The organism is Neobacillus sp. MER 74, from assembly GCF_023714155.1.
Window position 1 is genome coordinate 1 of sequence record NZ_JAMAUV010000042.1, and the last position, 14,288, is coordinate 14,288.

Genomic DNA, 14,288 nt, shown 5'->3' on the forward strand with positions numbered 1-14,288 from the left:
CACGTGTTACTCACCCGTCCGCCGCTAGACTCCGAAGAGTCTCGCTCGACTTGCATGTATTAGGCACGCCGCCAGCGTTCGTCCTGAGCCAGGATCAAACTCTCCAAGAAAGTTGATTAGCTCATTTATTACGTTGGCTTAGCTTCTTAAAAGAAGCTAAAATTTATTGTTTGCACGATTTTGTTTGTTTAGTTTTCAAAGAACAATTTCTCCGTCACTCAAAAGCGACTTTATTATCTTATCAAGTTACCAACCAGAAGTCAACAACTTTTTTCTTTTGTTTTGCATCGCCTCAGTGACGACTTTTCATATATTACAGCAAATAAAGGCGTTGGTCAACACTTTTTTTGAAATTGATTTTTATATTTTTCCAAAAAGAAAAACCGCTTTTTTCAGCGGTTTTCGATCTAGAGTACCCAATGTTGAATAGCAGCTAATGCAATCAGACCCGGTATTCCTAAAAAGCCTGAAATGGCGGAGGTGGCCACATTAATCGGTACATGTATACCATAACGGTTTCCTGCTGCATTTAGGAAGAATAAAAATAGCGCTCCAATGACCAACTTGATTGCGGCTTGACCTACAAATCGAGCAGGCTTAAAGGGAGCTCCCGTAAATAACAGGATAATCACTAAACCGCCTAGGATAGATATTACGATAATTGGTTCCAAAAAAGCTATCCCCCTTCTTAAGTCATTTTATTTACAACTTATGTACAAGCTGCCAAGAATAGACCTAAAAAAGGAAATAGCTTATTTATGATTTTATTAAATTAACGTTCCGCTGCTTTGCCTCTCTTAAGAGAAAGATATATTTTGCCTCAGCTATTTTCGTTTGACAAATTACTTCGTCAGAAGGATCGAAACTTTTCTCTAACAGCAGTTTTTCTTGCTGCCAATGCTCTTTAAATCGATTCAACTGCACTAAAAGCTTTTCATTATACTCTTTACGAAGCCGCCCTTTACGCTGAAAAAACATCATTGATTCCTCCGCGTCTTCTTAAAATTCTCTTCGGCCCTCAATCGCTTTGGATAAAGTAACCTCATCTGCATATTCAAGATCCCCGCCGACTGGTAGTCCATGAGCAATCCTTGTGGTTTTAATTCCCGATGGTTTTAACAAACGGGAAATGTACATGGCTGTTGCTTCCCCCTCGATATTAGGGTTTGTCGCTAAGATTACTTCTATTATATTTTCATCTTGAAGACGCTTTAGGAGGCTTGGAATATTAATATCCTCTGGTCCGATCCCATCCATAGGGGAAATGGCCCCATGAAGGACATGGTACAATCCATTGAATTCCTTCATTTTTTCCATCGCAATCACATCTTTTGGATCTTGGACGACACAGATGATACTCTTATCGCGGCGCACGTCTTCACAAATGTAGCAAGGGTCTTGATCTGTGATATGACCGCAGACAGAACAATACGTTAAATTCCGTTTGGCATTAACAAGCGCTTTAGCAAAATCAAGCACTGTATCTTCTTTCATACTTAAGACAAAAAAAGCCAGACGACCGGCCGTTTTAGGACCGATACCTGGCAGCTTCATAAAGCTGTCAATCAGCTTTGAAATTGGTTCTGGATAATGCATCTTTTGCTATTCCTCTCCTAAAAAGGAAGGTTCATTCCTTTTGTAAATTGCCCCATCGTACTGTTTGTTAACTCTTCAGCCTTTTTAAGAGCATCGTTTGTAGCAGCTAAAACAAGGTCTTGAAGCATTTCTACATCATCTGGATCAACAGCCTCAGGTTTAATAATTACATCGACTACTTCCTTATGTCCTGTAACAATCACAGTAACCATGCCACCGCCAGCAGTTCCTTCAATCTTTTTTTCACCTAATTCCTCTTGTGCCTCTGCCATTTTCTTTTGCATCTTTTGCATTTGTTTCATCATATTTTGCATATTTCCCATTCCGCCACCACGCATCATTGTTCATCTACCTCCAATTAGTTAGTTATTAATCAATAATCTCCACAAATTCTTCGCCAAATATTTTTTTCGCCTCGGCAATATGTGGTTCTTCTTCCTTTGGTACTTCACTGGTTTCTCCTTCAGCACCTTCATGACTATTCAAAAAGCTTTCGCGAATTGGCAGCCACTGGTCTTCCGGAACACCTAAGATTGTAAATCGTTTGCCTGTTAATTTATATAAAGCGGCGATCACTGCATCCAGAAAATCTGTTCGACTCATCGCCATCTGGCAAATCATTTCATGCTTAAATTTTATGATAAAAGCAGCTGCTGATGCGGCGATAGGCTCGGCATCGTTCAATAGGGCAGCTTGTGATTTTAACAGACTTGCACGCAATTCTGCCCAATTCGATTTAATCAGATTCAAATCGCTTTTTGTTGCCTGCTTTAATACTTCATTTATTTTTCCGACCGCCGGCTGGAATGCCTTTTTCGCTGATCTTTGGGCTGGCTTTTGTGTTTGCTGCACCGCCTCTTGCGGAGAAGCTGTTACACCATTCGCCTTTAAATGCTCGAGCTCCATCTCCAATTGGCCGATTCTTGTTAACAGCTGGTCAATTTGAGCAGGCTGTGCCTGTGATGTCTGCTTTACTTCCATTTGACATAGCTTCACAATCGCCACCTCAAGAAAAATTCTTGGGTGATTGGTCCAACGCATTTCTTGTTGTGTTTTATTCAAGAGATCAATCAGTTGGTAAATCTGATCTGTTGATATCGTTTCAGCAATGTTTCGAAAATCATCATCCAGCATCACTCGTTCCAGCGATTCTTCAAGGTTTGGTGCCGTTTTATAAAGAAGCATATCACGATAGAACAAGATTAGATCCTCAATAAATCGCATCGGGTCTTTTCCATGAAATAAAAGCTCATCCAACGCTGCTAAGCCGTTTGCGACATCCTTTTCCCGGAATGCCAAAGCAAGTTTATTTAAAAATCCCTGCGAAACCGATCCTGTAACCGTTAATGCATCTTCAATGGCAACATGGTCCTGGCTATACGATATCGCTTGATCCAATAGACTAAGTGCATCGCGCATCCCGCCATCTGCTGCCCGTGCAATCAATTGAAGGGCACGTTCATCACAATCAATTCCAGATTCCTCGACAATTAACTTCATCCGATTGACAATTGCCCCAGCTGTAATGCGTCTAAAATCAAAGCGTTGACATCTTGAAATAATTGTTAAGGGGATTTTATGAGGTTCTGTTGTAGCTAATATAAAAATAACATGCTTCGGCGGTTCTTCCAGCGTTTTTAGCAAGGCATTAAAGGCGCTAATGGATAGCATATGCACTTCATCGATGATATAGACTTTGTAATTCACAGCTGTCGGTGCAAATCTTACCTTATCTAGGACGTCCCGCATTTCCTCCACACGTGAGTTCGAAGCCGCATCAAATTCTAATACATCTGAAATCGTTCCATCGGTGATTCCACGGCAGGCTGCACACTCGTTACAAGGTTCAGAAACAGGTGATCGCTCACAGTTAATTGCTTTTGCTAATATTTTAGCTGCACTTGTTTTCCCTGTTCCTCTCGGGCCGGAAAAAAGATACGCATGTGATATCTTTTGCTGAAGCAGGGCGTTTTGCAATGTCTTGGTTACATGTTCTTGTCCTACTACATCGAGAAATGTTTGAGGACGCCAAACACGATATAAAGCTTGATACGCCAATTGACACACGCCCCCTTCAAAATTTTCATTCTCTTTTATTATACCTTAATCATTTTGCTTTTTACAAAATGAATCTATTTAATGTGCAAAAAAACTCATCCCAAGTCTGAGATGAGTTAATTTATGTAATATAACTGCCGTGCACCTTCCGTCGACTAACGCCCATAAGCGTTACTTAAGCAGTTAGCTCGGCCCAGGCCACCCTGCGGCACATGGGAGCGTCCACTTAATGCTGCTTCCTTCCGGACCTGACATGGTTCATGGATTCCCATTGCGCAGGACCCAGGCGTCAACACCACTTACTTAAGGCAGACCCTACAGGTCGTTAGCCTCGGGAAGGGATTCAGTCCCGCTAGAGCGGATTGCGGGTACAGGGCACCGCTACCTCCCCACCTAGCACGGCAAAGTTGATACCAAAGTTTAATGCGTCACTATGACGCTTTCTTAGTATACAAATATTTTCGTAAAAAAGCAATCTTTATTCATTGTCATTTTTTGTAAGGTTGTCTTCCTTCATTCTCTTTGCTAACTTTTTTCGCTCTCTTATTTTTCGAAAAAAGTCGGAGAGCAGCTGCCCGCACTCTCTTTCCAAAACACCACTAGTAACGTCACTTTGATGATTAAAGCGGTTATCTTCTAATAGGTTCATCAGTGTCCCCGCACAACCGGCCTTAGGGTCAGCCGCACCATATACCACCCTTTTGACTCGAGATAAAATAATTGCTCCTGCACACATTGGACATGGCTCCAATGTGACATATAATGTAGATTCTTCAAGACGCCATGTACCTGTCTCTCTACAGGCTTGATCAATCGCGATTAGCTCAGCGTGTGCAATAGCAGTTTGGTCGGTCTCCCGTAAATTGTGGGCCCGAGCGACTATTTTTCCGTCCATGACGAGCACTGCACCAATCGGTACCTCATCTATCGCTTCAGCCTTTTTGGCTTCCTTCATCGCTTCCTTCATAAAATATTCATCAATTGACTGATCTCCTGTCATGCTAATTCCCCTTTACTGTTCCCTTGGTCCCATTATTACCAAATTGGAGTTTTAATTGCTTCAGATGAAATTTATAAGCATTATATCATTTATCAGTTTCTACACTCATAAAATAGTTGCAACGCATATTTGCTTAGGAGGGATTAGGATGCAAATCCATGTGGTAAGAGGTAATGAAACCTTAACAACGATTGCAAGGACTTATCAAACAACCGTCCAGGACATAGTAGAGGCTAATGATTTACCCAATCCAAATAATCTTGTGATTGGACAGTCGCTTGTCATTCCAATCATTGGGCAATTTTATTTCGTGCAGCCAGGCGATACTTTATTCACCATCTCAAGAAAGTTCGGCGTCCCTTACCAAGAGCTTGCCTCTATCAACCGAATCAACCCGAATCAGCCGCTTAATATAGGTTTTCGTCTCTACATTCCCCAAGGCAAAAAAAGAGATGCTGAATTTAACGCATACGTTGAACCGCGCGGCACTACCGTAGCCCCAGTCTTAGAGTCCAGCGCCCGCGAGGCAGCACCCTATCTCACCTATTTGGCTCCCTTTAGCTTCCAAGCCCGCCGCGATGGGACATTAAAAGAACCGCTGCTGAACAACTTTCCTGCTATCGCCAGGGCCAACCGTAATGTGTTAATGATGGTTATAACCAACCAAGAGAATGATCAGTTCAGTGATGAACTCGGACGAATTTTATTAAATGATATGGCCATTCAAGATAAATTTCTAAATAACATTGTGTCTACTGCAAATAAATATGGATTCCGTGATATTCATTTTGACTTTGAGTTTTTACGTCCGGCCGACCGCGAGGCCTATAATCGCTTTTTACGTAAGGCAAAACATCTATTCGGCAGTAAAGGCTGGCTCATGTCAACCGCACTGGCGCCAAAGACCAGTGCCTCTCAGAAAGGGAAGTGGTATGAAGCCCATGACTATAAAGCACACGGAGAAATCGTTGACTTTGTCGTGATTATGACTTATGAATGGGGATATAGCGGTGGCCCCGCAATGGCTGTGTCGCCCATCGATCAAGTAAGAAGAGTGTTGGAATACGCTGTTACAGATATCCCGGCAAGAAAGATTATGATGGGGCAAAACTTGTACGGCTATGATTGGACACTTCCCTTCGTGCAAGGAACGGTTGCCAAGGCAGTGAGTCCACAGCAGGCCATACAGCTCGCCGCAAGGCACAATGTCCCGATTCAATATGACATCAAGGCGCAGGCACCACATTTTAGATATACAGAAGCGGGCAAACAGCATGAGGTTTGGTTTGAGGACGCCCGCTCGATTCAAGCCAAGTTTGATTTAATTAAAGAGTTAAATATTAGGGGAATGAGTTACTGGAAGCTCGGTCTTGCCTTCCCGCAAAATTGGCTGTTAATCGTCGACAACTTCAATGTCACTAAACGTGCGACCTAGAAAAGCGGAAGCGCCTTGGGCAGCCCCGACAAGCATAAGACAAGCGCTGACAGAAGGCTGCCTTTTGCCTTCCGAAGTGATTGACTTATGACTCGAGGGGCTAGGCGCTGAAGCTGGACATAAATAATTTTATTTCTACAAAAACTGCCGGGATTCGGCAGTTTTTTCATATATTTGACATAAAACAACTTTCTACTAAATTTTCCTTATCCCTTCCTGAGTAAGAGTATGATAAAATAAATCTTGCGTGTTTTTTGTGACTAAATAACCAGAAGATCTGGTGAAACATAGAGTGAAGGTAGCTTTCGAAGGAGGACTTGCAATGGGGGATACACCCTTTATTACCGTTGAAGGGCCGATTGGTGTTGGAAAAACATCGCTTGCAAAAGCCATTTCAGCGCAATTTAAATTTGCATTACTTAAAGAGATTGTTGATGAAAATCCATTTTTAGGGAAATTCTATGAAAATATTGAAGAATGGAGTTTTCAAACGGAAATGTTTTTCCTCTGCAATCGTTTTAAGCAATTAGGGGATATCAATACCCATTACTTAACTCAAAATCAATCCGTCGTAGCGGATTATCATATCTTCAAAAATTTAATATTCGCAAAGCGTTCCTTAAATGCAGACGAGTATCAAAAATATGATAAAATTTATCAAATTCTAACCGAAGATATGCCGAAGCCTAATGTCATTATTTATTTGAATGCCAGCCTCGATACACTTCTAAAACGAATTAAAATAAGAGGGCGTGAAGTGGAAAAGAATATCAGCCCCTTATATTTAGAACAGTTATCACTCGATTATGAAGAATCAATGACGCTCTTTGAAAAGGAACATCCAGAAATACCCGTTCTTCGCTTTAGTGGAGACGAATTGGATTTTGTCAAAAATGAACAAGATTTAAACCATATTTTTGAACAATTATCATTAGCATTAAAAAAAAGCAGCTGGACTAAAACATTATAGATCAGGGGGATGTTAGTGAGTATCGTTATTGGTGGTATGATTGGTCTCGGTAAAACAAGTGTGGCAGACACATTGAATGCACACTTTCAAAATAAAGGAATTGAGAGTAAGGTGTTTTATGAAACGGTGGATGATAACCCGATTCTCCCGCTCTATTATGAACTGACACCTGAAGAATTAGATGCCAAAAGGATCCCTTTCCTGCTTCAATTATTCTTTTTGAATAAACGTTTTAAAACCGTTAAGGAATGCATTAGCTGGAGAGAGCCTATTTATACAATTCAAGACCGTTCCATTTATGAAGATTGGTATTTTGCCTATGTGAATAAATCGTTAGGCAGGATTTCTGATTTGGAATTTAAAATATATGAAGAATTAGTGGAAAACATGCTGGAAGAACTGAATGAACTTCCAAAAAAGGCACCAGATTTAATGGTGTACTTAAAAGGGTCATTTGATACAGTGATTGACCGGATTATGGCCCGCGGCCGAAGCTTTGAAATAAATCCTGAACTGAAGGAATATTACTTCGAAGTGTGGAAGGGTTATGATGTGTGGGTGATGAACCAATACTCAGCAAGTGAAGTATTAGTGATTGATATGGATACAACAGACGTTGTAAAAAGTGCAGAAGATGCCACTAGAGTTTGCCTTGAAGTGGAAGAAAAGTTGAAAGAAATTCTAAATATAAGAACAGCGCATATTGGATAATCCAATATGTGCTTTTTAATTTATAGGATTGATGCGATGGAGAAACTTCTGAATTTTGCTAGACCGGACCCTTTTCATTTACCGGTTAGCTTCTTTTTCCCTTCACCCGGGAAATGGGGGGCCTCTTCATTTACCGCTTAGCCTCTTTTTTCCTTCGCCCGGGAAATGGGGGGCCTCTTCATTTACCGCTTAGCCTCTTTTTTCCTTCGCCCGGGAAATGGAGACACTCTTCATTTCCCGTTTAGCACCTTTTTTTCCTTCAGCAGTCTTATAACCATAGGCTAATTCTAAAAATGAGCATAAAAAAAGTTCGTTACATATGATGTAACGAACCTTTATCTCCAGTTTTATGCGCGATTAGTAAATATTATGGAGGAGGAAGAGGGATTCGAACCCCCGCGCGGTATGACCCGCCTGTCGGTTTTCAAGACCGATCCCTTCAGCCAAACTTGGGTATTCCTCCGTATCAACAGAATCTAATTTACCATATTCATTTTGCTATGTCAACATACTAAATCAAAAAACTGGACAAATTTTTATATGTCCAGTTTTTGTGATTTTACATTGGTGCTATGACTTCACGGTTGCCCATATATGGACGCAGTACGGTTGGAATCACGACACTGCCATCGGCTTGTTGGTAATTCTCTAAGATGGCGGCGACCGTACGGCCAATCGCAAGGCCAGAACCATTGAGGGTGTGAACGTGCTCCGGCTTTGCCTTTGGTTCGCGGCGGAAACGAATGTTTGCCCGTCTTGCCTGGAAGGCTTCGAAGTTACTGCAAGAAGAAATTTCGCGATACGTTCCATAGCTTGGAATCCAAACTTCAATATCATACTTCTTCGCAGCGGTAAAGCCGAGGTCACCCGTGCACATGCTTAGCACACGGTATGGCAGCTCAAGTAATTGTAATACCTTTTCTGCATCTCGTGTCAGCTTTTCAAGCTCATCGTAAGAATCCTCAGGCTTAACAAACTTCACAAGTTCTACCTTATTAAATTGATGCTGACGAATCAAACCGCGTGTATCACGGCCCGCAGAGCCAGCCTCAGAACGGAAACATGCACTGTAAGCAGCAAAGCGGATCGGCAGGGCTTCAGCACTTAATATTTCATCGCGATGAAGATTAGTTACAGGAACTTCCGCTGTCGGAATCAAGAAGTAATCTTCGTTTTCAATCAAAAACGCATCTTCTTCAAACTTAGGAAGCTGGCCTGTTCCAGTCATACTCGCCCGGTTGACTAAATACGGCGGCAATATTTCTGTATAGCCATGCTCATCGACATGAAGATCTAACATAAAGCTCATTAACGCACGCTCTAAACGAGCACCTAGTCCTTTATAAAAGACAAAGCGGCTACCTGTTACCTTCCCGGCTCTTTCAAAATCAAGAATTCCTAGTTGATCGGCAACGTCCCAATGCGGTTTGGCTTCAAATTCAAACTCGCGCACCTTGCCCCATTGTCGTATTTCGATATTATCATCCTCAGTTTCGCCCACTGGAACACTTTCATGCGGGATATTCGGGATGCTCAACATCAAAAGTTCTAATGACTCTTCTACTACACGTAATTCATCATCAAACGTTTTAATCTTGTCACCCACCTCGCGCATTTCCTTGATCAAATGGTCAGCATCCTGCTTTTCTCGCTTTAAAGATGCAACCTGCTGTGATACCTCATTGCGGCGGCTTTTTAATTTTTCTGTTTCGACAATCAATTCGCGTCTTCTTTGGTCTAGTTCTTCAAATTGATCGAGAGCAGATAAATCTTCCCCCCGCTTTTGAAGTTTTTCTTTTACTTCTGCAAAATCAGCTCGTAACACTTTAATATCTAACATAAATATGGCACTCCTTTTTACTCATTTTATTATTTTAGACCATGCCGTGCGGTTCGCATTACCACATAAAAAACAAAAAACTCCCGCCCCTAAAACAGGGACGAGAGTTACTCGCGATACCACCCTGGTTGACAGAATAAACTGTCCACCTCAAAAAACGTTAACGGTTTCTACCGAAAGTACTTACTGATCTCAGGATGAGATGTTCCGCACCTTGCTCGAGGAGGGATTCACAAGTTTCATCCACCGGTTCACACCAGCCACCGGCTCTCTTGTAGAATGAGTCTCTTGTTACTAGTTCCTCTCATTGCTTTGATCATTATTTATGATTTTGTATTTATTAATTTACTATATATATTATCCAAAAGCAACCAATTTAAACAAATTGTTTTTGCTTAGCTTTCGTTAAAATATAAATTAAAACCATCCCTTAACAGTAGAGGAAATCCCATGAAAAACATCTCCAAAAAAGTTACCAATGCCTTTCATCATTAACACAAACCAGTTTGATTTTTCTACATCTTGTGCAGCGATCACATCAACCTTAATCGATTGTTGACCCTCTGAAGTTAAGAAACTAACCTTTTCACCATTTTTTGGTGCGATGGTTACATAACCAACTTTTTCACCCTTCTTAATTGGTGCTGTTAGCTTACCATCTTTCGTCAATTTCTTTTTATCAAGGACTAAGACTGGTTTGTAGTCTTGCTTGCTGCCATTTGGAATCATCATGCTAATGGCTGATTTTGTATAGATTTTAACCTGGTCTTCTTTTCCTTTTGTAACAGGAACCGTTTTTTGACCTTTTACTTGGTAATGCTTAGGAGTAATTTCTTCCTTTGCATAATTTGTAAAAGCATAATCTAGCATTTTTTTCGTTTCACCGAAACGCGCTTTATAACCATCATTTTTTCCGCTATCATCTTTTGCATTTTGGACAACGGTAATAAATCGTTTTCCATCTCTGCTCGCTGTCCCTGTAAAGCAGTATCCTGCAAAATCAGTTGTACCGGTTTTGAGCCCATCCATACCTTCATATCCATATACTAATGTTGGCAGCATCCAGTTCCAGTTTTGCATTACAATTCTATCATCTGTACCTTCACGAAATACCTTTTTAGGCGTGCTCGCTGTTTTTAGAACATCTGGATAATCATTAATGAGATGATAGGCTAATGTAGCCACGTCACGAGGAGACATCACATTTTCTTCTTCAGCACCAGTTCCTTCTGGTTGCTCACCATTATAATCCTTATTATTTAAGCCAGTAGAATTCACAAATTTACTATTTTTTAATCCAAGTTTCTTTGCTTTTTCATTCATCAACTTGACAAAATTCGTTTCCGAACCGGCAATGACTTCAGCAAGTGCAATGGTTGTCCCATTAGCAGAATAAATAGCCATCGCTTCATATAATTCTCGAACATTATATTTTTCACCAAGGCGTAAAGGGACATTCGATAAACCCGTTGGCTGTGAAATCTTATAAACTAGTTCACTTACCGTATATTCCTGATCCCATTTGACCTTACCGTGCTTCACGGCATCTAGTAAAAGATACTCCGTCATCATCTTTGTCATACTGGCAATCCCTAATGGACTGTCAGCATTCTTTGCATATAAAACCTTACCTGTTTGTCCATCAACTAAAATAGCTCCGTCTGCATTCACATTTAATGCTGCATCCGCCTTCGCTATATCAACACCAGCAAATAGTCCAAAAAATAAAATAAGTGCCAGCGCACTGGCCATACATTTCTGATAAAAATGTTTGTTCACTTTAACGCCCTCCATGAATTTATACACCTTGGTTATTTTAACATAAGTCAATAGCAAATCATAGACGGAGCTATGAACCATCTTATGGCTATTTTTTTCAGTTTCTAGGTATTTTTACATAAAAAACAGAGAAGTCATCGCTTCTCTGTCTTGTTGTTATAGAGAGTAATTCGGAGCCTCTTTTGTGATTTGAACATCATGTGGATGACTCTCTCTTAATCCCGCACCTGTCATTTTAATAAATTGTGCTTTTGTTCTTAATTCCTCTAGATCTTTGGTTCCGCAATAACCCATTCCGGATCTGAGTCCGCCGATAAGTTGATATACAGTCTCTGCTAAAGGCCCTTTATAAGGAATCCGTCCTTCAATTCCTTCTGGTACGAACTTTTTATTATCTTCTTGGAAATAACGGTCTTTTGATCCTTTTTCCATCGCAGCCACTGAACCCATCCCGCGATACACTTTAAAGCGGCGTCCTTGGAAAATTTCCGTCTCTCCTGGACTCTCGGTTACCCCCGCCAATAAGCTGCCCAGCATAACGGCATATCCGCCTGCTGCAAGAGCTTTGACGATATCCCCTGAGTATTTGATGCCGCCATCGGCAATGATTGTCTTGCCATGCTTCATCGCTTCTCCTGCACAATCATAAACGGCTGTAATTTGTGGAACACCTACACCGGCAACGACCCTTGTTGTACAAATCGAACCAGGTCCAATTCCTACTTTGACCACATCGGCACCAGCTTCTATTAAGGCTTTGGTTCCTTCAGCTGTTGCCACGTTCCCAGCAATAATCGTGAGTTTTGGATGAGCAGCTCTAATTTCCTTTACCATATCGAGGACACCTTTGGAATGTCCATGGGCTGTATCAAGCACAATTACATCCACATTGGCTTTTACAAGAGCTTCTACTCGTTTCATCGTATCGCTCGTTACTCCAACCGCAGCTCCAGCCAATAAACGTCCTTGACTGTCTTTCGCAGAGTTTGGAAATTCAATCACCTTTTCGATATCCTTAATTGTGATTAATCCTTTTAACTCACCCTGCTCATTAACAAGCGGTAGTTTTTCTATCTTGTAACGCTGTAGAATTTTCTCTGCCTCTTTTAATGTCGTTCCAACTGGGGCCGTCACAAGATTCTCCTTAGTCATAACGTCGGAAATTTTAAATGAATAATCTTGGATAAAGCGAAGATCCCTATTGGTGATAATCCCGATAAGCTTTTGTTCCTCTAAGTTATTAACAATTGGTACGCCGGAAATACGATATTTTCCCATTAAATGCTCCGCATCATACACTTGATGCTCAGGAGTTAGGAAAAATGGATCAGTAATAACCCCGCTTTCTGATCTCTTTACCTTCTCCACTTGCTCTGCTTGCTGCTCAATCGTCATATTCTTATGAATAATCCCTAAGCCGCCTTGCCGAGCCATTGATATGGCCATTTCAGATTCTGTTACTGTGTCCATCCCAGCACTTATGATAGGAATATTTAGCTTTACACTTGGCGATAGTTCTACTTGCAGATTTACATCTCTAGGCAATACTTCTGATTTACCAGGAATTAATAAAACATCATCAAACGTTAAACCTTCTTTTACAAACTTACTTTCCCACATTTTTCAGGCCCCCAGGAAAAAAAATATTATTTGTAGGTTATCAATTGGATAAAATACTGTCAAGGAATAAATATTAGTCTGATTCTTCTGAAAAAGGTGATATAGTCTTGGGTATTCAATATAAAGATTGGAAAAGCTTCTCTTGTTTCTTTTCGGCAGAATATTGCCAGCAATTTTTAAAAAGTTGTTATCAAAAACGGAATATCGAGAATCCAGAGCAAAAAAGCTATGAAAACTGTTATCCATTTTTATATTATCTGGAACATGGGCAAATTTATTATCAACAAGCCAGCAGTTCTCCACTTATTATTAAACCAATTTTACTTTTTTATGGTCTTGTCCATTTAATTAAGGCATGTATATTAACAATAGATCCTGCTTATCCCGAAACAACGGCTGTTTTGGCTCATGGTGTCTCAACAAGGAAAAGAAAGAAACAAAATTATCAATTCTTCCAGGATGAAGTGAAACTTCAAAAAAATGGACTTTTCCCCTTCATCTCTGAAAAATTGTTTCACATGAAACAATTGGAAGGGGAAAAAGTCATAATGGAGGAATTACTTAAGCTTATACCAGAGCTTGATGAATTATTCTTTTTACTTGAGGGGAAAAGGACATTCATTAAGGTAGAGTCCGACCATCAACAATTTCATGTGCCCGAAACCATCTTAGATCAATTCCATATGACTGAAAATCGGTTTAAGGAATTCTTGGCCTCCAAGTTTGAAAAGGGTGTGGAGTTTTCTGAGGAAGGCTTGTCTTTTCGGGTGAACCCGGCATCCTCTGTTGGAAGCTCGCCTTTGAAGTTTCATTTCGAGGAAAATTATTATGCTCTGCCCCTGAACAAGGACCATTATTTTAATTTTCCTGAGCTGCTCATTCATTATTTATTACTTTACAATTTAAGTATGATTGCTCGATATGAAACAGAGTGGTGGAGTGAGTTGACAAAAATGATGCCAAACCAGGATTATCCATTCATTTGCTCATTTCTGGATGTCACGTTACAAAAGGGGCCATACTTGGTTTTTCAGTATTTAATGGAAAAATCAAATTGACAATTTTTAGTTACCGTGGAAGGATTCTTCATCCTCTTCGGTAACTTATTTATTTTCACACGCAAAAAAAACAACCTTTTCAGGTTGTCTTTGCTATGCCTGGCAACGTCCTACTCTCACAGGGACGCGTGTCCCAACTACCATCGGCGCTGAGAAGCTTAACTTCCGTGTTCGGTATGGGAACGGGTGTGACCTTCTCGCCATTGCTGCCAGACTATTTA

The 14,288-nt window shown here is 40.7% G+C and carries 13 protein-coding genes, 1 tRNA gene, 2 rRNA genes, 1 other RNA gene and 1 other annotated feature; of the genes, 4 read left to right on the forward strand and 13 right to left on the reverse strand.

The features are described from left to right. From M3610_RS26865 to tadA, 8 genes are all read right to left on the reverse strand, one after another. Positions 1-110, reverse strand: a 16S ribosomal RNA gene (locus tag M3610_RS26865); the annotation flags it as partial. 297 nt (positions 111-407) lie between these two features. After that, positions 408-671: a pro-sigmaK processing inhibitor BofA family protein gene (locus tag M3610_RS26870; RefSeq protein ID WP_098573014.1), complete on the reverse strand. Its 264-nt coding sequence runs from the start codon at positions 669-671 to the stop codon at positions 408-410. An 85-nt stretch (positions 672-756) separates the two neighbouring features. Beyond that, complete coding sequence (locus tag M3610_RS26875; protein WP_026565814.1) at positions 757-978, reverse strand: YaaL family protein; 222 nt, start codon at positions 976-978, stop codon at positions 757-759. A 21-nt stretch (positions 979-999) separates the two neighbouring features. Next, positions 1,000-1,596, reverse strand: a complete 597-nt coding sequence (recR, locus tag M3610_RS26880) for a recombination mediator RecR (RefSeq protein ID WP_026565815.1) — start codon at positions 1,594-1,596, stop codon at positions 1,000-1,002. A gap of 17 nt (positions 1,597-1,613) precedes the next feature. Continuing rightward, the gene (locus M3610_RS26885; RefSeq protein WP_373561683.1) at positions 1,614-1,937 is read right to left on the reverse strand and encodes a YbaB/EbfC family nucleoid-associated protein; all 324 of its coding nucleotides are present in this window, start codon (positions 1,935-1,937) and stop codon (positions 1,614-1,616) included. 28 nt (positions 1,938-1,965) lie between these two features. Continuing rightward, complete coding sequence (gene dnaX, locus M3610_RS26890; RefSeq protein WP_098573025.1) at positions 1,966-3,654, reverse strand: DNA polymerase III subunit gamma/tau; 1,689 nt, start codon at positions 3,652-3,654, stop codon at positions 1,966-1,968. A gap of 137 nt (positions 3,655-3,791) precedes the next feature. After that, an RNA gene (ffs, locus tag M3610_RS26895) (signal recognition particle sRNA large type) lies at positions 3,792-4,056 on the reverse strand. Between the two features lie 76 nt (positions 4,057-4,132). After that, the gene (tadA, locus tag M3610_RS26900) at positions 4,133-4,654 is read right to left on the reverse strand and encodes a tRNA adenosine(34) deaminase TadA (protein ID WP_098573027.1); all 522 of its coding nucleotides are present in this window, start codon (positions 4,652-4,654) and stop codon (positions 4,133-4,135) included. Between the two features lie 148 nt (positions 4,655-4,802). On the opposite strand from tadA, the gene M3610_RS26905 reads away from it, so the two are divergent. From M3610_RS26905 to M3610_RS26915, 3 genes are all read left to right on the forward strand, one after another. Continuing rightward, on the forward strand, positions 4,803-6,089 hold the full coding sequence (locus M3610_RS26905; RefSeq protein ID WP_251463547.1) for a LysM peptidoglycan-binding domain-containing protein: 1,287 nt from the start codon (positions 4,803-4,805) through the stop codon (positions 6,087-6,089). Positions 6,090-6,411: 322 nt separating this feature from the next. Next, positions 6,412-7,059 (forward strand): deoxynucleoside kinase, encoded by a 648-nt coding sequence (locus M3610_RS26910; RefSeq protein WP_251463543.1) that lies wholly within the window; start codon positions 6,412-6,414, stop codon positions 7,057-7,059. A 15-nt stretch (positions 7,060-7,074) separates the two neighbouring features. Next, positions 7,075-7,770 carry a deoxynucleoside kinase gene (locus tag M3610_RS26915; protein WP_396953681.1) on the forward strand — a complete coding sequence of 232 codons (696 nt, stop codon included), beginning with the start codon at positions 7,075-7,077 and terminating at the stop codon, positions 7,768-7,770. 370 nt (positions 7,771-8,140) lie between these two features. Here the strand turns inward: M3610_RS26915 and M3610_RS26920 are convergent. From M3610_RS26920 to guaB, 4 genes are all read right to left on the reverse strand, one after another. Continuing rightward, positions 8,141-8,233, reverse strand: a tRNA-Ser gene (locus M3610_RS26920). Positions 8,234-8,329: 96 nt separating this feature from the next. Further along, on the reverse strand, positions 8,330-9,610 hold the full coding sequence (gene serS / locus M3610_RS26925; RefSeq protein ID WP_098573035.1) for a serine--tRNA ligase: 1,281 nt from the start codon (positions 9,608-9,610) through the stop codon (positions 8,330-8,332). 93 nt (positions 9,611-9,703) lie between these two features. Then, positions 9,704-9,927, reverse strand: a binding site (T-box leader). 100 nt (positions 9,928-10,027) lie between these two features. Continuing rightward, positions 10,028-11,404, reverse strand: coding sequence for a D-alanyl-D-alanine carboxypeptidase family protein (locus tag M3610_RS26930; RefSeq protein ID WP_375377739.1), 1,377 nt, complete (start codon positions 11,402-11,404; stop codon positions 10,028-10,030). Positions 11,405-11,545: 141 nt separating this feature from the next. After that, positions 11,546-13,009 carry an IMP dehydrogenase gene (gene guaB / locus M3610_RS26935; protein WP_251463545.1) on the reverse strand — a complete coding sequence of 488 codons (1,464 nt, stop codon included), beginning with the start codon at positions 13,007-13,009 and terminating at the stop codon, positions 11,546-11,548. Between the two features lie 107 nt (positions 13,010-13,116). On the opposite strand from guaB, the gene M3610_RS26940 reads away from it, so the two are divergent. Next, a complete protein-coding gene (locus M3610_RS26940; protein ID WP_251463546.1) occupies positions 13,117-14,067 on the forward strand; it encodes a YaaC family protein in 951 nt (316 codons plus the stop codon). Positions 14,068-14,164: 97 nt separating this feature from the next. On the opposite strand, the gene rrf is transcribed toward M3610_RS26940, so the two are convergent. Continuing rightward, positions 14,165-14,281 (reverse strand): 5S ribosomal RNA (gene rrf, locus M3610_RS26945). Positions 14,282-14,288 lie beyond the last annotated feature (7 nt).